The 19,410-nt window shown below is 38.7% G+C and carries 15 protein-coding genes; 5 read left to right on the forward strand and 10 right to left on the reverse strand.

The window, feature by feature from the left end:
• Positions 1-7 precede the first annotated feature (7 nt).
• Genes ACY10D_RS08540 through ACY10D_RS08555 form a run of 4 tightly spaced genes read left to right on the forward strand, consistent with a single transcriptional unit; the run spans position 8 to position 5,228 of the window.
• Complete coding sequence (locus tag ACY10D_RS08540) at positions 8-1,759, forward strand: alpha/beta fold hydrolase (RefSeq protein WP_487000325.1); 1,752 nt, start codon at positions 8-10, stop codon at positions 1,757-1,759.
• A 28-nt stretch (positions 1,760-1,787) separates the two neighbouring features.
• Entirely contained in the window at positions 1,788-2,624 is an 837-nt protein-coding gene (rluB, locus tag ACY10D_RS08545; protein WP_487000326.1) for a 23S rRNA pseudouridine(2605) synthase RluB, read from the forward strand.
• 2 nt (positions 2,625-2,626) lie between these two features.
• Positions 2,627-3,808 carry a class I SAM-dependent methyltransferase gene (locus ACY10D_RS08550; protein ID WP_487000327.1) on the forward strand — a complete coding sequence of 394 codons (1,182 nt, stop codon included), beginning with the start codon at positions 2,627-2,629 and terminating at the stop codon, positions 3,806-3,808.
• A gap of 28 nt (positions 3,809-3,836) precedes the next feature.
• Complete coding sequence (locus ACY10D_RS08555) at positions 3,837-5,228, forward strand: phosphomannomutase/phosphoglucomutase (RefSeq protein ID WP_487000328.1); 1,392 nt, start codon at positions 3,837-3,839, stop codon at positions 5,226-5,228.
• Here the strand turns inward: ACY10D_RS08555 and ACY10D_RS08560 are convergent.
• The 3 genes from ACY10D_RS08560 to ACY10D_RS08570 are packed head-to-tail and all read right to left on the reverse strand — an operon-like array spanning position 5,206 to position 7,161.
• Positions 5,206-5,997 carry a fimbrial biogenesis chaperone gene (locus ACY10D_RS08560; protein WP_487000329.1) on the reverse strand — a complete coding sequence of 264 codons (792 nt, stop codon included), beginning with the start codon at positions 5,995-5,997 and terminating at the stop codon, positions 5,206-5,208. The genes ACY10D_RS08555 and ACY10D_RS08560 overlap by 23 nt on opposite strands.
• Positions 5,998-6,032: 35 nt before the next feature.
• On the reverse strand, positions 6,033-6,611 hold the full coding sequence (locus ACY10D_RS08565; RefSeq protein ID WP_487000330.1) for a hypothetical protein: 579 nt from the start codon (positions 6,609-6,611) through the stop codon (positions 6,033-6,035).
• Positions 6,586-7,161 (reverse strand): hypothetical protein, encoded by a 576-nt coding sequence (locus ACY10D_RS08570; protein WP_487000331.1) that lies wholly within the window; start codon positions 7,159-7,161, stop codon positions 6,586-6,588. Before ACY10D_RS08570 ends, ACY10D_RS08565 begins: the two co-directional genes overlap by 26 nt.
• Positions 7,162-7,343: 182 nt before the next feature.
• On the opposite strand from ACY10D_RS08570, the gene ACY10D_RS08575 reads away from it, so the two are divergent.
• Entirely contained in the window at positions 7,344-9,806 is a 2,463-nt protein-coding gene (locus ACY10D_RS08575; protein ID WP_487000332.1) for a TcfC E-set like domain-containing protein, read from the forward strand.
• Here the strand turns inward: ACY10D_RS08575 and ACY10D_RS08580 are convergent, their stop codons facing one another.
• The 7 genes from ACY10D_RS08580 to ACY10D_RS08610 form a co-directional block, all read right to left on the reverse strand.
• Positions 9,807-10,634, reverse strand: coding sequence for an ABC transporter permease (locus ACY10D_RS08580; RefSeq protein WP_487000333.1), 828 nt, complete (start codon positions 10,632-10,634; stop codon positions 9,807-9,809).
• Complete coding sequence (locus tag ACY10D_RS08585; protein WP_487000334.1) at positions 10,634-11,551, reverse strand: ABC transporter permease; 918 nt, start codon at positions 11,549-11,551, stop codon at positions 10,634-10,636. Before ACY10D_RS08585 ends, ACY10D_RS08580 begins: the two co-directional genes overlap by 1 nt.
• Positions 11,548-12,672, reverse strand: a complete 1,125-nt coding sequence (locus tag ACY10D_RS08590) for an ABC transporter ATP-binding protein (protein WP_487000335.1) — start codon at positions 12,670-12,672, stop codon at positions 11,548-11,550. Before ACY10D_RS08590 ends, ACY10D_RS08585 begins: the two co-directional genes overlap by 4 nt.
• Before the next feature lie 121 nt (positions 12,673-12,793).
• Positions 12,794-15,907, reverse strand: coding sequence for an efflux RND transporter permease subunit (locus tag ACY10D_RS08595; RefSeq protein WP_487000336.1), 3,114 nt, complete (start codon positions 15,905-15,907; stop codon positions 12,794-12,796).
• 11 nt (positions 15,908-15,918) lie between these two features.
• A complete protein-coding gene (locus tag ACY10D_RS08600; RefSeq protein ID WP_487000337.1) occupies positions 15,919-17,124 on the reverse strand; it encodes an efflux RND transporter periplasmic adaptor subunit in 1,206 nt (401 codons plus the stop codon).
• Positions 17,125-17,127: 3 nt separating this feature from the next.
• Positions 17,128-17,661, reverse strand: coding sequence for a disulfide bond formation protein B (locus ACY10D_RS08605; RefSeq protein WP_487000338.1), 534 nt, complete (start codon positions 17,659-17,661; stop codon positions 17,128-17,130).
• Between the two features lie 264 nt (positions 17,662-17,925).
• On the reverse strand, positions 17,926-19,194 hold the full coding sequence (locus ACY10D_RS08610) for an MFS transporter (protein WP_487000339.1): 1,269 nt from the start codon (positions 19,192-19,194) through the stop codon (positions 17,926-17,928).
• Positions 19,195-19,410: the final 216 nt, after the last annotated feature.

Genomic DNA, 19,410 nt, shown 5'->3' on the forward strand with positions numbered 1-19,410 from the left:
TATCTAGATGATCCTATCGATGACCAAGCGATTGTTTAGAAGCAATCGCAGGCTGTGTGTTTATCACAATGAGATTGATCATAAACGTAAAACGTTGCTATTTTTGCATGGTATTACCGGAAGTGCGATTAACTGGCAGGCGCAATTTAGAAAATTTTCATCTGAATATAATATCGTAGCTTATGACTTATATGGTCATGGGCAAAGTGGCTATCCTAAAAAAGTCATTGAATGTTCAATGGTGCAAAGTGTGCTTGATGCACAAAGTGTGATTGAATATTTCAAACTTGAAAACATCACGGTTATTGCTTATGGCTATAGCGCATTGATTAGCTTGCTATTATGTGAGAAATATCCGAAATTGATTCAAAAACAATTATTGATCAATCCAATGCCTTATGAGCAATTATCGGATGTGCCGTGGTATTTACAATGGCCATTTTCATGGGGTTATCGTTTTTTTCGTTTAAATGAAGCACAAGTGGAATCGCAAGGCAATAACAGTGCTAGTTTGCCACGACTGTGGGTGATTAGAGCGTATTACCAAGCATTATTAAGCTTGCCTGCTTTGGATATACATCCAGGTAAGTTACGAATTAAAACGATGGTGTTGCGTTCGGTGAAATATCTGCCAGCTAAGCGTGAGAGAGTTGATAACTTCTACAAGGTGTTTTATCGCGCACGTGTTAAACCGCTTGAAAGTATTTCACCTTTTCCAATGCGTCAATCGAAAACACGGGTTAATCACTTCTTGGGGCAGACGATTGATGAGTTAAACATTCATGCCTTTCGTAATCTGGTTTTTGAGGGCGCAGGTGTCAGAGGGATTGCTTATAGTGGTGCGATTACGGCCCTTGAATCATTGGGCGTTTTAAAAAATATTCATCGCTTTGCCGGCACTTCAGCTGGTGCGATTTATGCGATTTTGTTGGCAGTTGGCTTTAATGCCAAAGATGTCGAGGAGATTGTAAGTAAGCTTGATTATCGGTTGTTTATGGATGCTAGTCGCAACTTTATCAGTAATTCCACACGTTTGATTACTGATTTTGGCTGGTATAAGGGTGACTTCTTCATCAGTCATATGGCTGAGCTTATTGAACGCAAACTCGGTGAGGGATTTATTGATTTTGCGACACTTAAACAACTAACAGGTAATGATTTATATATTATTGGTACTAACCTCACCAAGGAGTGTGCTGAAGTTTATAGTGCTGAGACAACGCCAACGATGCAAGTGGTCGAAGCACTTAGAATCTCAACCTGTATTCCGATGCTCTTTCGCGCGGTTAAACGTAAAGATGGCAAAGAAGAAAATATTCTGGTTGATGGAGGGTTGATTTGGAATTGTCCGCTAGAGTTATTTGATGATAAAAAGTATATGCACAATGCGCTCAATGCTTTGTATGATGGTGCGTCAAATGATGAGGTCTTTAATACCGAAACCTTGGGCTTTCGCTTAGATCCTAAAAAAGATCCATTAAAGCAAATGCGCACAGGTTCACAAGGGTTTCATAAGATAGGGCATATTTTTGAATTTACCCGAGAGTTTATGAAGTTTTATTCATTAGCTTCACTTAAGCGACATTTAGAGCCAAGCAATTGGAATCGAGTGGTTTTCGTTGATACCTTGGGTATTATGGGCACGGATTTTGAGATCAGCCAAGAGGAAATTTACCAATTGATTGAACAAGGAAAAACAGGGGTATATGAACACTTTTCTTGGCGAATGAGTGAAAATGGGGTAAAGTTCCCGCAGTAATTGAATTTATTCTACGAAGTACATAAAAATGCGTAATCGAAATAGTCAAAATAATCGAAACCCTAAATCAAATAACAATCATAAAGACAAGCTGCAGAAACTCTTGGCCTTAGCAGGTCTTGGCTCAAGACGCAAGATGGAAGAGAAAATTATAGCCGGACGCGTGAGTGTGAATGGTAAGGTGGCACAAATCGGCGGTCGTGCATCACTTGATGATAAGATCATTGTCGATGGCAAACCATTGCGTAACCAAGCGGTTGTCTTATCGCGTCCTCGAGTCATCATCTACAATAAGCCTGATGGTGAGATTTGCACAAAGAGTGATCCTGAAGGGCGCAAAACAGTATTTGATGCCTTGCCAAGGTTAAAGATTGGGCGCTGGATTATGGTTGGACGCTTAGATATTAACACCACGGGGTTATTGTTATTTACCACTGATGGTGAGCTTGCTAATCGCTTAATGCATCCATCATATGAAGTCGAGCGTGAGTATGCCGTGCGCTTATTCGGTGATATTGAAGATAGTGTCATTGAGCAGCTTAAAATGGGTATTATGCTTGATGATGGTGAAGCGAAGTTTAGTAGTGTGCGTTTTGTAGGTGGAGAGGGCATGAATAAATGGTATCACGTCACTTTATCAGAGGGGCGAAATCGCGAAGTAAGACGGATGTTTGAAGCTGTGGGCGTGCAAGTAAGTCGCCTAACACGTGTACGTTATGGCAATACCACTTTACCAAGATATTTAAGTGCTGGTAAATCAGAGGAATTAAGTCCACAGGATGTTAATATGATACGTCAAAGTGTTAAGATGAAACGTTTTTATTTTCCTAAGAGTCTATTGGATAAATTAGATCGTAAGCGTTAATAATGAATCAAACAACCCTGCCAGAATTAAATTCAGATGAGCATTTGCGTGTGGCAGAAATGTGTGCTCATATTGCCAATGTCATTGCTAACAATAAATCTCCCATTAGTTTTAAGCGCTTTATGCAAGAGGCATTATATGCGCCAAATTTAGGGTATTACACGGCGAATAAACCAAAGCTTGGTGAATCAGGTGACTTTATGACAGCACCGATGAGCTCAAGCCTTTTTGGTCAAACCTTTGCCTTGCAATTTGCGGGTATCCTGCCAAAACTGGGTGACAATCCTGTCATTATTGAGTTTGGTGCAGGTACGGGAAAGTTTGCTTTGGATTGTTTGCAAAAGCTTCAATCACTTAATGCTTTGCCTCATGCCTATTATATTATTGAGCTAAGTCCTGATTTAAAAACTGAGCAACAGCGTTTATTAAAGTCAGTAGGGGATTATTATCAACATATTCATTGGTTGGATAAATTGCCGACAGAAAAGCTTAATGCGATTGTCTTTGCTAATGAAGTGATTGATGCCATGCCGGTTGAATTGATTACTATTAAGGGAAAAGTACCCAAACGCATGATGGTCGATCATCAACAAGATCAATTTATTTGGTGTGATCAAGAGATTACGGATCCGTTATTAGCAGCAGCGATTAATCGCTTACCATTACAAAGATTACTATCCATTGAGGATTATCAAACTGAGATTAACCTATGGATTGAGCCATGGTTAACATCAATTCATAGTGTGTTAAACCGTGGTGTGGTTTTTATCTGTGATTATGGTTATCAGCGTGATTTGTATTACAGCAGTGCGCGCAGTAAAGGCACATTGCAATGTTATTTCAAGCATCATGTGCATGATAATCCATTGATTTATACAGGTGTACAAGATATCACGGCACATGTTGATTTTACAGCTGTTGCTGAATATGCTGAAAATCTTGGCTTTGTGCTTGATGGTTTTGCCACACAAGGCAGGTTTTTAAGCCAAGCAGGAATTATGTGTGCTTATGAAAAGCAGCAAACAGATTTAAATGAAAAAGAGAAATTACGATTAAATCAAGAATTGAAATTACTGACACTGAGTACTGAGTTAGCTGAGAATTTTAAAGTCATGGCGTTATCTGTTGACTATGATGATGTGATTGAAGCATTTGATGATATTGATGTAAGTTATTTATTGTAAAAGATGTAAAAGTTAAAGGAGTTGTAAATTGTTTAAAGAAAATGCATTAACACCTGAGCATATTTTTAGAGCGTATGATATTCGTGGGACTTATCCTGAAGATCTAAATGAGAACGTTGTGTTTAATATCGGTGTAGCATTCGCGCAACAAGCGCGTCTACACGGTGAACAAAAGGTCTTTATCGCGCGTGATGGTCGTTTATCAGGTCCAACCTTGTTAAAGTCATTAGCGGACGGTTTGCAAGCCGGAGGCTGTGATGTGATTGATGTCGGCGCGGTACCGACACCTGTACTTTACTTTGCTGCAAAAACACAAGGCAATGGTACTGGGATTATGCTGACAGGGAGTCATAATCCCGCGAATTACAATGGTCTTAAAATGATGATTGGCGGGCACACCTTAGCACAAGATGATATTCAAGTATTAAAGCAAATCATTATAAAGGGTGAAGCAAAAGAATATAAAGTCGGTGCTTATCAATCACTTGCGATTGATAATAAGTACATTGATTATATTGCCAAACAAGAAAAGCTTGCTAAACCGCTAAAAATTGTGATTGATGCAGGTAATGGCATCACAGGTGAAATTGCCCCTAAATTGTTTAGAAAGCTAGGATGTGAAGTTATTGAGCTATTTTGTGAGATTGATGGCACATTCCCAAATCATCATCCTGACCCAAGTAAACCTGCTAATTTAAAAGATCTTATCGCTGCGGTTAAAACACACAATGCTGATGTTGGTTTGGCCTTTGATGGTGATGGTGATCGCTTAGGTGTGATCACACCTAAGGGTGAGAATATCTTCCCAGATCGTCAGTTGATGCTTTATGCCGAAGATGTATTAAAAGTCCATCCTCAAGCGACCATCTTATTTGATGTTAAATGCACTAAGAATCTTGCTGAATTTGTTGAAAATCTTGGTGGTAAACCGATTATGTCACAAACAGGACATGCGCTGATTAAAAAGAAAATCAAAGAAACGGGTGCCGAGCTTGCCGGTGAAATGAGTGGGCATACGTTCTTTAATGATCGCTGGCTTGGTTTTGATGATGGGTTATACACAGGTGTTAGATTATTAGATATTTTGGCAAATAGTGATGCGTCTCTAGATCAAATATTTGCACGTATTCCACAAAGTATCAATACCCCTGAGATCAATATTGAAGTCACCGAAGAACAAAAATTTGCGGTGGTCGATAGCTTAGTGAAGCAGGCAGATACAAAGTTCAATAATGCAAAAGTCATTACCATTGATGGTGTGCGTGTTGAGTTTAAAGATGGCTGGGGCTTGGTTCGCGCATCAAACACCACGCCATGCTTAGTCTTGCGTTTTGAAGCCGATAGCGAAGAAGCGCTAGCGCGGATTAAAGATGATTTTAGCCAGTGGGTTGAGTCGGTTATAAGTACGTGTGTAGTTTAGAAGACTCATTTTCATAAAATACAACTTGTTTTCCTTTATCAACAGTAAAGGTTTTTTCTTCTCCGGCATAAATCACTTCACTGCCAAGGGCTTTACATCCTTTGATTTGGGTAGATGTACTAAGCTTATCATCAGTTTTTGCCTTAGCCTGTTTATCTTGATTATTCTGAGGCAATAGACCATATGTTTTAAAGCTCTTGTCACACGCGTATATATTGCGTAAGACACTATAACTATTACCTGTATTTTTCACTGTAAGCAGGCCATCTTTATATTGATAATCAAGTGCTTTTTTAATGTCTTTAGGCTGATTAAACAGCTGTACTTTATAAGAAACAACAACCTGCACACCGCTGACAGTATCTTTTTCATCAGCGCCAGTAAAGCCTTTCAGATCATTAACCACTGGATTAATGGTAATGGCATAAGCTTCCTCTGCGTTCACGTTTTTGTTTAATAAATTAGCGCGTACAATACGAGTTTGCTTAGGCGGAATGACCAATTTGGGTGGTGAAACAATCATGCCAAATTTCTTCGGATCTGTTAAACCATCAAAGCGCGTAAATTTCCCCATTTTTGTGTCAAACTTCTCAGCGATAACATCAATGTAAGCTGGTTTATCGCCTTCATTTTTTACCTTGATATCAGTATAGTTTTTTGTGTTTGTTGAGTTTTGCTTAAGCACAAGTGGTGTTACTGAAATCCCTGCCATGGCGAATTGCAGTGGTAGTAAGCCAAATAAACCAAGTGCAAAAATTTGTTTTAACATAAATGTCTCCTTTGATTATCTTATCTTTAAATCTATTAAATTGCTTGCAGTGACCAATTAATGTTGAGGTTAAAATGTCCCTCGATCGTATCATTTGCCGAAACATTGAGCATAATGCGGTTAAGCTTAGCAAGTGTCTTACCATCAAATATCATCTGGCAACTACCAGATGATTGTGTACTATTGAAGATAATTCCCTGAAGCGCACCATTGTATTGACATAGACCTGAGTTAATCACGCTTATTGGGGCGATACTATTGCTTTGGCTATCTTCAAAGCCAATTAGCGAGACCACCGCACCTGTTTGCGTGTTTTGTAAAGTCCCCAAGCCAAGACCGTAAACCATTTTTCCATCTTGTGTGATTGAGGTGAATTGGTTCGGTGGTTGTGGTGTGATGCTTAGGCGGTAGTTTTTATCTTCAAAAATGTTGGCAGTATGTGCGGTTAAACTGACTTGATCATAATAGCCACTATTAAAATTAATGGTGGCATTGGGCATATCAATAACCAGTTGTGCTTCACCTAAGCCGTGGGCATGCCCAACGCTTGAGAGTGCTAGATAACTGCTACTGACGATACAGAGCAATTTATAATGTTTTTTTGATCGTAACATATAATACTCCTGTGTATTGATCTTGTGTCATTTTGGCGGCTTTGAAGGTAAGCTCCATACGCTTTAACTCTTCAACAAGCGCTTGACCACTAAATTCAAGTTCACAATTTACCGGTTGACCGCTCGCAAAAAATGACAACTTGTTATCAACAATGGCACAGTGTGAATTATTTCTGCCATTGAGTAAGGTGAGGCGATTGTTTTGGGCATTTAAAAAGGCAATATGGCTTATGCCAACCTCGGCAACACCTTGATCGACTTTTCCTAATGGAATGACGATGCTATTATCTTCTTTCAACGGTAGAAAAGTGCTATTAAAGGCGTTGACTACCAAATCATAGCGATCATTTGGGTTATAGCGATTATGTTGGTTAAACATGACATCACTGGTGTAAACGCTTTCACTATTGGAATAAATGCTTCCAGTAATCGGGCTAAGTGTAAAGTCTAGTCGTGAGGGGATGTAATAATTCAACCCTGTTGTTACAACATGACTAAATCCCATGACATAGCTCAACATGATCGTGATGATGGTTGCTGTAATCCTCATCAAAGTGCCTTCTTTTACTGATAATGGCTATAGCATAATCGATACTTAGGTTAAAAAGAAACCAATTGATATTTAAAGACTTAATGACCTTATAAAATAGATTAATGTTTTTTATGCTGATTTTATTTTGATCACTTTATATGATGTGCTCATATCGAATCACACAATAAAATGGATAGGAAATGGTATTTCAGCACAGAAAAAGTTTTATATATCTACTGGCTTTGTTGCAAGGTGGGTTTGCTTTTGCTGAAATTCGTGCAATTGAGGATGAAAGTATTCCTAAAGGGTTTGAAAATTATCAGGCAATATCAACGATGAACGTTCCGGTCTATATCAATGGACGTATCGTTGCAACAACGATGGTTAAATTTGATGATGGTACGATTGAAATACTTAATCCCGAGAGTGTGATTAATAGAGTGCCTACCTTAGCGGATGCGAATAAACAGAAAGTACTGGAAGCATTATCACAAAAACTACCTAATCATAGTGAGAGACTGTGTAAGTTAGATGCACCTAAAAGTTTAGGCTATGGCAATATTTGCAAAGCGTTAACACCAGAGGTGGCAGGTGTTATATTCAATCCAAGTAATCTTAATTTATATGTTTTTATTAATCCTAAGTTTCTAGAAAGTACCAATGGACCCATTAATCCAATGTTGGGGTCTTCGACTTCAAGCTTTTCGTATTTTAATAATTCGTCTTTACTGTATTCAACGACGGATTTTAATGACAGTAGTCTTAATCTCAATACCAATCAGTATTTTAATTATGGTAATACCAGTCTTTTAGTAACACCTGCCATTGAGCAGACATTCTCGCAGCATGGTGATAGCGATCCAACGCTCAGTATTAATAACTTAACCTTGCGCTACTATTGGAATCCAGCGCTGATTTCAGCAGGTACGACAATGACGGCAGGGGATAATATTCTTGCTCAGCAAAATATCATTGGTATGAGTATGCGCAACAACAATGAAGTATATAGCTATAGCACGAGTAACTCAGGTACGCCAGTTGAGGTACTGTTAACAACCAACTCGCAAGTACGTGTTTATAAAGATAATCAATTGATTTATGCTCAGCAGTTACCAGCAGGAAAACAGCAGCTTGATACATACAGCTTTCCAGATGGTTCATATAACATCACAATTGAAGTTATTGATCAGTTTAATAAAAAAACAGTATCACAAGAATTTTTTACAAAGTTTTCATTGATTCCTGAAGTAGATAAGCCAAATTATCAATTTGCATTAGGTTATTTGCAAAAGACGATCAATAGCAATGATGAGCATCTTTATTATCCGCAAAGCTATACGGATGAACCAATATTTAATGCCAAATGGACTCAGAGTTTAAATAATCGCTTAGCATTAACAGGAAATATGTTATCTAATTTCGAGGATATTTATGCGACATTTGGTTTAGATAGTTTATTTGGTGGTAACTTAAGGTTGTCATGGTACAACACCGTGTCAAACACCAACAAGTATGCCTCATCGATTACCGGTACGTGGAATTTTGGTAACATTAGTTGGTATAGCAATATTCTAGGCGTTATTGACAATAATGACTCATTAATGCCTAAGCAGCAGCTTTTTAATCCTTTACCAAGTGGGCAGCAGTTACAATTGCAAAATAACTTAAGCTTTTCATGGTTAGGTATCAGTACATCACTATCACACAGTTGGAATACCATCACACACCAGAATCGCTATGGTATAAGCCTTTCTCGCAATTTATTTAGCACGTCAGGCTTAAGTGCGGATATGACGTTCTCAGCAGTTAAGACTGATCAGGATCATTTGATTCAGGCAGGTATTCGCTTTTACTTTACACAAGGTCGTTGGAATGTCAGTGCCAGCTCTGATTATATGGATGATGGTCAAACACAAGGTAAATTTAATCAATCAGCGTCAGTTTACTACTCTCATTATAGTAGTCCAAACGCCTATTTAAGTAGTAGTGCCAAACTTAACTATAGTGAAGATAATAGTAGCGGCTTTATTGCAGCTAATGGTGCCAATAAATTAGCACAATACAACGTGCAGAGTAATATCACCAAAGACACCACTCAGGTCTCTGCCATGGTTAATTCAAGTATGGCGTATGCTCAAAATGATTACGCCTTTGGCTATGATGGTGCTTATAACTCAGGCGTAGTGGCATCGGTTTATGCTGAGGGTAAGGCGGTTGAATATGACATTTATGATAATGATCTTAAAATTGGTCAAGGGCAAGGTACAGGTAACTTATTCTTAATGCCAAGTTATAAAAATCATAATTTAACCATTGTGCCTAAATCTTCAGAAAGTTATCAATATAATCAATTGGCGAAAAAGCTTGTTTTATACCCTGGTAATATTCAAAAAGTTCAATGGCATCTAGCGCGTGTTGTACCATTTATGTCGCATATTGTGATTGATCATGATGGCAAACTTAAGCCTTTAGCTCATGCCATATTAAAGCAGAATGATGAAATTGTTGGTGTTACCAATGATGATGGCTTTATTCAAGCAGATATTTTATCAACAAGCACTGAGCTTGCTTTTGAAAAAGGTGATCAAACATGTCATATCCAACTGCCCACTATAAGCAAGGATGATTTATATATTTGGCAATCGCAGATTGAGTGTAGGTGATTATTTTTGTTTCTGCTTTTTACGTTTTCGTTCCATTTTAAATGCAATGTATGCACCCACGACAACACAGGTTGATATAATCGCAATCATCAATGTAGCCAGTGCATTAATCTCAGGTGTTGGTCCATTTTTAACGGTTGAGTAAATATACATTGGTAAAGTAGGGTCACTGCTACCGGCGACAAATTCAGTAATGACCAAATCATCAATCGATAGCGTAAATGCCAATAGAAATGAAGCAATCAATGATGGAATGATCTGTGGTAAGGTAATCTGAAAGAAAATCTTAGCAGGCTTGGCACCTAAGTCCATTGCCGCTTCCTCAATAGAGCGGTCAGCACTGGCAATACGCGCTTGCATGACAATCGTCACATAGGCAGTACAAAAGGTAATGTGTGCTATGATAATCGTCATCATGCCGCGACCATGTGGCCAACCGATGAGATTCTGTAATGAGGTAAACATTAATAACAGTGAGACCCCAAGCACAATATCAGGTAATACAAGTGGTGTAATGACCATACCATAAAGGAAGTTCTTACTTCTGAAGTAATTAAAGCGTGTCATGATATAAGCAACCATGGTGCCAAGTACTGTTGCACAAAGTGAGGCAATAAGGGCGACTTGTAAGCTGATTAAAGCAGCACTGATAATATCACTATCTTGAAAAAGCTCCCTATACCAATCGAGCGTAAACCCACCCCATAAGTTAATGATTTGAGAGCTGCTAAATGAGAAAAGAATAAGAATGACTAAAGGGATGTATAGGAATATCAAGCCTAGAATGAGCATTACTTTACTGTATGAAAAAAAAGAAGAAATACGCATTATAGACTCCCTGATGCTTTTGCCTGACGTTGTTGGATCTTTTGCATCCAAATCACAGGAATAACCAAAATAATCAATAAGATAACTGACATTGCTGCCGACATTCCCCAGTTATTGGCAGTAAAGAACTGCTCCCAAATCACACTACCGATCATGACACTATTTAGTCCGCCCATGATTTGCGGTACGACGACTTCACCAACGGCGGGGATAAATACCAATAAGCTTCCTGCAATAAGCCCTGGCATAGACAGTGGCAAGGTCACTTTAAAAAACGTCTTAATTGGAGTGGCACCTAAATCAGCAGCAGCATCATTTAAAATAGGGTCAAGTTTAATTAATGTGGCATACAGGGGTAATACCAAAAAGGGTAGATAGCAATAGACCATGCCTAAATACATCGAGAAGTTATTATATAGCAATGCCATGCTTGGCAATCCTAACTTCATCAAAAAGACATTGAGTTGATGATTGCCTAATAATGTCACCCACGCGTAAGTTCGCAATAAAAATGACGTCCAGTAGGGGATAATAATCATGATCAGAAAAATCAGCTGAACATTTTTACGTTTGATGCGCGATAGTGCTAAAGCCATCGGATAGCCGATGAGAATACATAGGATCGTTGTGAAAAAGGCAACACTAACTGAGTCAAATAGGGCAATGAATACCAAGTTAGAACTTAGCGTTTGCATATAGTTGCTTAGATGTAAAATGATATGCAAGGTATGATCAGTGTATTGCAAAATGGCGGTAAAAGGTGGGGTGCCATTGGCAGGTAGGGTGAAGCTTATGGTTAAAACAAATAAAAATGGAATAAGTAGAAAGACCATAAACCATAGCATTGGCACCAAAATAACAAAGCGATTTTGCCACTTATGTACAAAATGAGGGTCAAGGTTATTAAGCCATTTCATGAGTACAACACCATGATACTCTCAGGTTCCCACGTCAGATAAACAGTATCTTCCCAAGTGGGGTGATCAGCGTTACGCTCAACGTTAAAGTCTGTTGCTGTGATACGTTTGCCTGTTGCACTTTCAACATGATAAGTTGATAAACCACCCATATAAGCAATGTCTTTCACTTTGCCAACGATTGTGTTGACCGGTTGACTTGGGTTGTAATCTTCAGGTGGTGTTTTCGATATAGATATTTTCTCAGGTCGGAGTCCAACCCAGATTTGTTGAGCCTCAACACCATCAATGCGGCGATCAAGTTTAAATGAGCACTTAGTTTCATCAGAATCAATAACACTTGAGTCATCATTGATTTCACTAATCGCACCTTCAAAAACGGCACTTTTACCTATAAAGTTAGCAACAAAGCGTGTTTTCGGGAATTCATAAACTTCTTGTGGAGGACTTACTTGCTCAAGCCAACCTTCGGACATAATGCCAATGCGTGATGCCATCGTCATTGCTTCTTCTTGATCATGTGTCACCATGATAAAGGTACTACCAGTTTGCTCTTGAATATCCACTAATTCAAACTTCATTTGATCGCGTAAATTCTTATCCAATGCTGATAATGGCTCATCTAGCAAAATAAGCTTGGGACGCTTTGCCAAGCAACGTGCTAATGCCGCACGTTGACGTTGACCACCCGATAGTTGATGGGGTTTACGTTTTGCTAAATGCTCCATCTTAATAATCTTAAGTGCCGATGCTGTGCGCTTAATAATCTCATCTTTGGGCAGTTTATCTTGTTTCAAACCAAACATGATATTCTGCTCAATGGTCATGTGTGGAAACAAGGCATAAGATTGAAACATCATATTAATCGGGCGGTTATACGGTGGAATATTGGTCATATCTACGCCATCAATTAATATTTTGCCGTCAGTGGGTTGCTCAAACCCAGCTAAGAGTCTAAGTAAAGTGCTTTTACCACTACCTGAGCTACCAAGCAATGCGAAAAATTCTTTTGGGTAAATATCTAAAGAAATACCATCAACAGCAGTATGACCATCATCAAAACGTTTCACTAAATTACGAATGCTAATGAGTGGTTTTTTGTTATTAGTTGTTCTCTCCATTGGGCATAAATCCCCCATCTGTTAGTCGTGTTAAAAAATCAGGCTATAGGATAAAGGGGTTTTTATAAAATAGAAAGCAAAAATATATAGTAGTGGCGTATTGCATACGCCCAATGAGAAATTATTCTAAATGATGATCTTTATTGATTTGTGCGATGATCTTATCTTCTTCTTTCCAACGTTCAATCAATGCACGGCGATCCTTCGCAAGATATGTATATACAACTGGAACAACGAAAAGGGTGAAAAGGGTACCAATTGTCATACCAGATGCAATGACAATACCGATAGATTGGCGACTTACAGCTCCGGCACCTGAGGCAATCACAAGTGGAATAACACCCACAACCATGGCAGCCGTTGTCATAAGAATTGGCCGCAGACGAAGGGCAGCTGATTTTAAAATCGCTTCTACTTTGCTATAGCCTTCTTCTTGCAGTTTATTAGCAAACTCCACCAGCAAGATACCGTGCTTACTAATCAGGCCAATCAAGGTGATCAAACCAACTTGTGTGTAGATGTTGATTGAGGCATAACCTGAATTAAATAACTGCCCCAAATAAAGTGGGATTAATGCACCACAAATTGACATTGGTACACTGATTAAGATAATCAATGGGTCTCTAAAGCTTTCAAATTGAGCAGCAAGCATCAAGAAGATCACTATCAGTGCAAATAAGAAAGCAATCGCCATTTGGTTGCTGTTTTCTAAGAACTGACGTGCAGATCCTGCATAGTCATGTGTATACCCTTGTGGTAACTCGGTCTTAGCTAGGTTTTGCATATATTCAATTGCTTGGCCTTGACTAACGCCTGGTGTGGTTACGGCATTAATGGTTGCTGAGTTGAGCTGTTGGAAACGATTTAAACTCAGTGGCACACTTTGTGTTTTAAAGGTCACAATGGCTGATAATGGGATGAGCTTACCATTTGTGGTAGTGATACGGATTTGTCCAAGTTGCTCTTTGGTTAGCTTAAGGTTATCAGCAAGCTCAGGAATAACCTGATAGCTATAACCCAGCATACTAAAGTAGTTCACATAACCTCCAGAGTAGGCATAACCAAGTGCTTGAGCAATTTGTTGCATGCTAATGCCTAAAGAAGCTGCTTTTTCGCGATCAATTTGTACAATCATTTGTGGGTTGTCAAATTGTAGATCACTTTGTGCAAAAACAAACAAACCACTTGACATCATCTTATTGATGACATCATTAGCAATGGCATAGATTCCAGGATAGCTATTAACCGATTGAATCACAAATTGCATCGGTGGACCAAATGAAATACCTGGTAATGATGGCATCTCAAAGGTATATATCTGAGAGCCTGCAACGTTATTGACAAGGTTTTGCAATATCGGTTTGATTTCCATTTGTGTTTCTTTGCGCTCGCTCCATGGTTTTAAGACCACGCCACCAAAGCTGCTATTACTTTGCGGGTAACCGTTGACCACAAAGGTTGATTCAACGCCTGGTAAGCTTTGCATATCTTTATAAAGTGCGGGTGCAAAAGTATTTAAATAGTGAATGTTAGCCGGTGAAGGGGCTGTTCCTTGAATCCCGATAAAGGCCTGATCTTCGGTAGGTGCTAACTCTGATTTTGTGCCCATAAATAATGAGTAACAGCTAATTAAAACAACAGCACCAAATAAAATCACGACAATGCGTACGCTGAAAACAAGACGCAAGGCACGTTCATACGCATTCTTAAGTTTTTCAAATAAGTTATCAATAAACTTAACTGTTTTGGCTTCGGTAATTGATTTAGATAGTACTTTTGAGCAGAGCATCGGTGAGAATGTATAAGCGACAATTCCAGAGATAACAACAGCGCCTGCCAATGAGTAAGCAAATTCAGTAAATAAGATCCCCGTTAAGCCCCCCATCATACCGATCGGTAAGTAAACAGCGACAAGGGTTAATGTCATTAAAATAACGGGATTAGCAATCTCTCTGGCACCTTGGATAGATGCTTCAAAAGGTGTTTTACCTTCTTCAATATGTCGGTAAATATTCTCGAGTACAACAATGGCATCATCAACCACCAAACCAATGGCAAGTACCATTGCCAAGAGCGTTAAGAGGTTTATGGAAAAGCCCATTAAAAACATGAGTAAGAAGGCACCAATCATCGATAGTGGGATGGCGACGACAGGAATAACAACGGATCTAAAAGAACCAATAAATAAGAATAAGACAACAGTTACAATAATGATCGCTTCAATCAGTGTCTTTACAACATCTTCAATAGAGGATTTAATATAAGTGGTATTGTTGTAGACAATATTCATGTTTAAACCAGTTGGTAGACTTGCTTTAATACTTGGCAAGTCTTTCATAATATTATCAACAACAGTCAATACGTTCGCATCAGATGCGGCGACAACACCAGCAAAAACACCATATTTGCCATTAAAACTCACATTGGCAGTATAGGTTTGCGCACCTAATTCAACGGTAGCAACATCACCTAAACGAACGAGATTACCATTTTCATTTTTAACAACCAATTCTTTATAAGTTTGCGCATTATCAAGGTTAGTAGTGGGATTAAGTGTGACATTAAAATAAGGGCCTTTAATTTGACCACCGGCAGCAATTAAGCTATTGGCTTGTAAGGCCTTGGCAATATCATCGGGTGTGACATTAAAGCGTGCCATTTTGTCATAGTTTAGCCAGACACGCATGGCATAGTTCTTTTCACCCCAAATAATAACATTGGAAATGCCACCTAAAGATTGTAGTTTAGGCGTTAGCTGATTTTTGATATAAGCAGTAATCTCTTGCTCATTTAAAGCATCACTGGTAAAGCCCAAAATAAGGGATGGAAATGAATTGCCTGATTGCATATCAATCGATGGAGATTGCGCGCCACTTGGCATAACGTTTTGTACTGCATTGACCTTTTGAACGACTTGACTAAGGACGTTATTAGGGTCAGCACCTAATTTTACGTTAATTGTTAATGTACTTAAACCAAGCACACTTTGTGATGTCATGTAATCAATACCATCAGCAGAACCAACGGATTGTTCTAATGGCGTGGTAATAAATCCTTGAATAACTTCAGGGTTGGCACCTGGATAAGCCGTAGTTACAATAATTGTAGCATTGTTCATATATGGGTACTGACGTACCTGCAGGGTAAATGCGGTTCCTATCCCAGCAACGAGTATCAGCAAGCTGATCACCGTTGATAGCACAGGCCGTTTTATAAAAATATCAATAAAATGCATATGCCGTTTTCCTATGGGTTGTTTTTGAAGTCAACGTCATTATTGATAACAACACTAACACCATTTTGCAGTTTGTTTTGACCAGAGGTTGCAACCATGTCACCAGCTTTAATGCCTTGAACGATAACTTTATTGTCATTGGTCATGGTGGTTTTAACCGGAACCTGCTTGGCTGTGTATTGCTGTTTACCTGTTGATACGAGCTGAACTTGACCATCTTTCATGGCGCTATATTCAGACATCACAGGTTGCCCGTCTTTTGAATCAGGTACAAGCACATAAACTGTTTCACCATATAATGTATAACTTACAGCATTGCGTGGAATAATGATGGTGTTTGGAATGGGGGGTAAAATCAAACTGACATCAAGGAACATACCAGGGTAGATCAAATGTTGCTGATCCTTATTATCAAAGGTTGCTTGAATATTAAGCGCTCTGTTGTCACTGGTGATTTGTGAGTTAATGGCAGTAATTTTTGCTTTGAAAGTAACACCTGGATAGGAATCAGATGTAAACTCAATGTCACCGCCAACTTTAACATTGCTAAAGTTATTCTGTGGAATACTAAAATCAATATAAATCGGTGATATTTCAGTTAACGTTGCCGCACTGTTACCAGCGCTGAAATATTGTCCTAAGCTGATTTGACGCAAACCAATCTTACCATCAAATGGAGCTTTTACCGTGCGATAGTTGATATCCGCTTGAATCGATTCAACATTAGCAAGATTAGCATCATATTTTGCTTTTGATTGATCTGCCGTTTGTTGTGAGACGGCTTGACTTTTCAAAAGATCAGCATCACGTTGATAGGTTATTTTAGCAAGTTCCAAATCAGCTTGTGCTTGCTTTAGTTGTGCTTGTAACTGTTGCGTATCAAGTGTGAATAACACATCACCTTTTTTAACCATTTGTCCGGCTTCAAAAGAGATGGTTGATACCAAGCCTGAAGCTTGAGCGGTAACATTGACATTTTGAATGGCGACAGCTTCACCAATGGTTTTCACACTTGGGTACCACGTTTCAGATTTGGCGGCAGTAGCAGTGACTTCAGGAGCTTGCATTTTCCAAGTTGCCATGGCTGAAGCCTTTTTACCGTTGACAAAACTGGCAAAGCCAAAGATGCCGCCAAAAATAACGACAAGAATGGCAATGACGATGATAAAAGCTTTAATAAGCTTTTTCTTGGGTGCTTTTAGGGAGAGTTCAGCCATGATTTATCCTTCTGTTTTCATATTTTTTGTTTTATTTATTAAATTATGAGGGTTATAAAATAGAAACTGCCAAAAATGTAGCGTACTAAGTACGATAAAGATAACAAAACTATAGCTTGCCATGCTTAAGCCAAACAGTTGCCAGTCAACTTGTGAGCAGTCAGGCCCACTTGTGAAAAGCGACTTTAAGAAGTCAAGAACTGGCAAATTTTGAAATAAACTATCAACACCTGCTTCACAGCTGCCGACATATTCACTTGGATTTATTTGCATCCAAACTTGCTTTAAGGCAACCAAGGCACCAAGTAATGCAATCACACCAAGGGTGAAACTATAAATACGCACACCCCTGATTTTCGGTTTATGGATAAGGGCGATAAATGCAATAATGCTAATCAATAAAATAGCAAATTGTTGTAGTAAGCACATCGGACAAGGCTTTAAACCAGTTAGCTCAAAATAGATAATGCCAGCAATCACCAAAAGACCAATGATAAATGTTTTTAAATAGATTTGCGGGCTTTTAAATCCGTGCATATTGATTTCCTTTAAACTCAAGTTGCTTTGTGCGTTTTGGTCATTATAGAGCAAAAAGCGCTGAAGTCATTATCTAGCATAGTAGATGCTAGCCGAAAATAATGACGAAAAGTTGTAAAAACATTAAAATTATGCCGATTTGACAATATTTGCATAGCTATTTACTGCTTATTTAACCCCAAATTAGAACAGGCGTTCATTTTAACGAGGGTTTGCAGTAAATCCAACAGGGTTTGTGCTTTTTTATATCAAATTAGGTTAATGTTACGGAACATGTGCAAGTGATGTTGATTTTGATATGGATTTCATCTTGAAAGAGAGTGCCAAACAAATACAGAATAAGACGATAATCAGTATAAATATGCGTTGATAGATTTCAGCCGGATAGATGTGTGCGTTTTGCATTTGGTTGCTACTGATGAGGTTAATTAAAATGCCGACAATCTGAATACTTATTGCACCTAATAAAACTGAGAACATATTGGTAATACCAAGTGCGATGCCTGAGTATTGGCGCGGTACCAAAAGAGCAGAGCGATTATAAGAAGGGATGATGCCGGCATTACAAATCCCATAGCAAAAATAAATCACTTGTAATTGCAATAATGATAACCCTGGAACATAAATAATCACAATCATTAAGATAAGACAGAGCAAAGCGGATAAACGCATTAATTGCAGTGCATTACACATACTATTTAAAAAACCAAACAAAGGACAACCAAACACCATGCCAATAAAAATAAGACTGGTGGTAAGGGCGGCATCCGTATGTGTTAGACTTCTGAAGCTTGCAGTAAATGACGTACCCCACATCTCGGCAAAAACGGTTGTTGGGCCATATAAGCAACCAATAAACAAGCAGTTTAACCATAGTGCTTTATTGTTTATCACTTCTTTAATGCCATGGGATATTTTGCTGCTATTGCTAACTGTAAGTGCTTGGTTAGCTGTACTGTGTTTACTCATCCATAGCATAAGGAAACCGATGATGAAAAATAATATCGCAAAACTAAGCATCGCAACCTCAACGCCAACATGATGCACATAAATACTCATTGGCGCCTCACCAACAGCAGCGCCAAGCATGCCCATGGCTTGAGTGATGCCGGTAAGCATGGCAAAGATGCTCGGTGTGAAGAAGTTAATCGCTAAACGCAGTGTGCCAACAAACGCAAATGCACCACAAAAACCCATGAGCATGCGTGCAATAATGGCAAGTGTTAAGCTATTGGCAAGAGCGAAAATGATACAAGCAATACCAGTGATAAAAGCAGCTAACATCATCACCTTTTTAGGACCAAATTTATCGGTAATCATGCCAACAGGTATTTGCATGAGAATGTATGGATAATAGAAAAAGGCAGATAAAGCACCGAGTCCTGCGGCAGTGACTGAGAACTTGTCGGATAATTGCGGCAGCATGACACTTGGGGAGACGCGCAGGAAATACTCGCAAAAGAAGAAAAATGCACCCAAAAACCAGATGAATAAACTTAAATGTACTTTATTGCTTGTTATTGTCGCTTTCAAAATTTAATGAGAGTTTTTTAAGCGAAAAAGCATTATGACTTTGCGTTAAAGCGATTGCAATGCGCAAATGCTAAATACTCTTGCATAAAGTGTAACGAATTTAAACTAGTTGTTTCTCTATAGTTTCAAGTGCTAACTTAAGACCAAATAGCGTAGTGCAATTTACCTTGGTATATACCCATCACAAACCAATTTACAGCATGTCTGCACAGAACT

The sequence above is a fragment of the Cysteiniphilum sp. genome (assembly GCF_057495195.1).

Excerpts from the sequence above, each read along its gene's own strand:
- ACY10D_RS08600 (WP_487000337.1), bottom strand. The coding sequence starts at position 17,124 with ATGGCTGAACTCTCCCTAAAAGCACCCAAGAAAAAGCTTATTAAAGCT.
- ACY10D_RS08580 (WP_487000333.1), bottom strand. The coding sequence starts at position 10,634 with ATGCGTATTTCTTCTTTTTTTTCATACAGTAAAGTAATGCTCATTCTA.
- ACY10D_RS08585 (WP_487000334.1), bottom strand. The coding sequence starts at position 11,551 with ATGAAATGGCTTAATAACCTTGACCCTCATTTTGTACATAAGTGGCAA.
- ACY10D_RS08595 (WP_487000336.1), bottom strand. The coding sequence starts at position 15,907 with ATGCATTTTATTGATATTTTTATAAAACGGCCTGTGCTATCAACGGTG.
- ACY10D_RS08605 (WP_487000338.1), bottom strand. The coding sequence starts at position 17,661 with ATGCACGGATTTAAAAGCCCGCAAATCTATTTAAAAACATTTATCATT.
- rluB (WP_487000326.1), top strand. The coding sequence starts at position 1,788 with ATGCGTAATCGAAATAGTCAAAATAATCGAAACCCTAAATCAAATAAC.
- ACY10D_RS08570 (WP_487000331.1), bottom strand. The coding sequence starts at position 7,161 with ATGAGGATTACAGCAACCATCATCACGATCATGTTGAGCTATGTCATG.
- ACY10D_RS08550 (WP_487000327.1), top strand. The coding sequence starts at position 2,627 with ATGAATCAAACAACCCTGCCAGAATTAAATTCAGATGAGCATTTGCGT.
- ACY10D_RS08560 (WP_487000329.1), bottom strand. The coding sequence starts at position 5,997 with ATGTTAAAACAAATTTTTGCACTTGGTTTATTTGGCTTACTACCACTG.
- ACY10D_RS08590 (WP_487000335.1), bottom strand. The coding sequence starts at position 12,672 with ATGGAGAGAACAACTAATAACAAAAAACCACTCATTAGCATTCGTAAT.
- ACY10D_RS08565 (WP_487000330.1), bottom strand. The coding sequence starts at position 6,611 with ATGTTACGATCAAAAAAACATTATAAATTGCTCTGTATCGTCAGTAGC.
- ACY10D_RS08540 (WP_487000325.1), top strand. The coding sequence starts at position 8 with ATGATCCTATCGATGACCAAGCGATTGTTTAGAAGCAATCGCAGGCTG.
- ACY10D_RS08575 (WP_487000332.1), top strand. The coding sequence starts at position 7,344 with ATGGTATTTCAGCACAGAAAAAGTTTTATATATCTACTGGCTTTGTTG.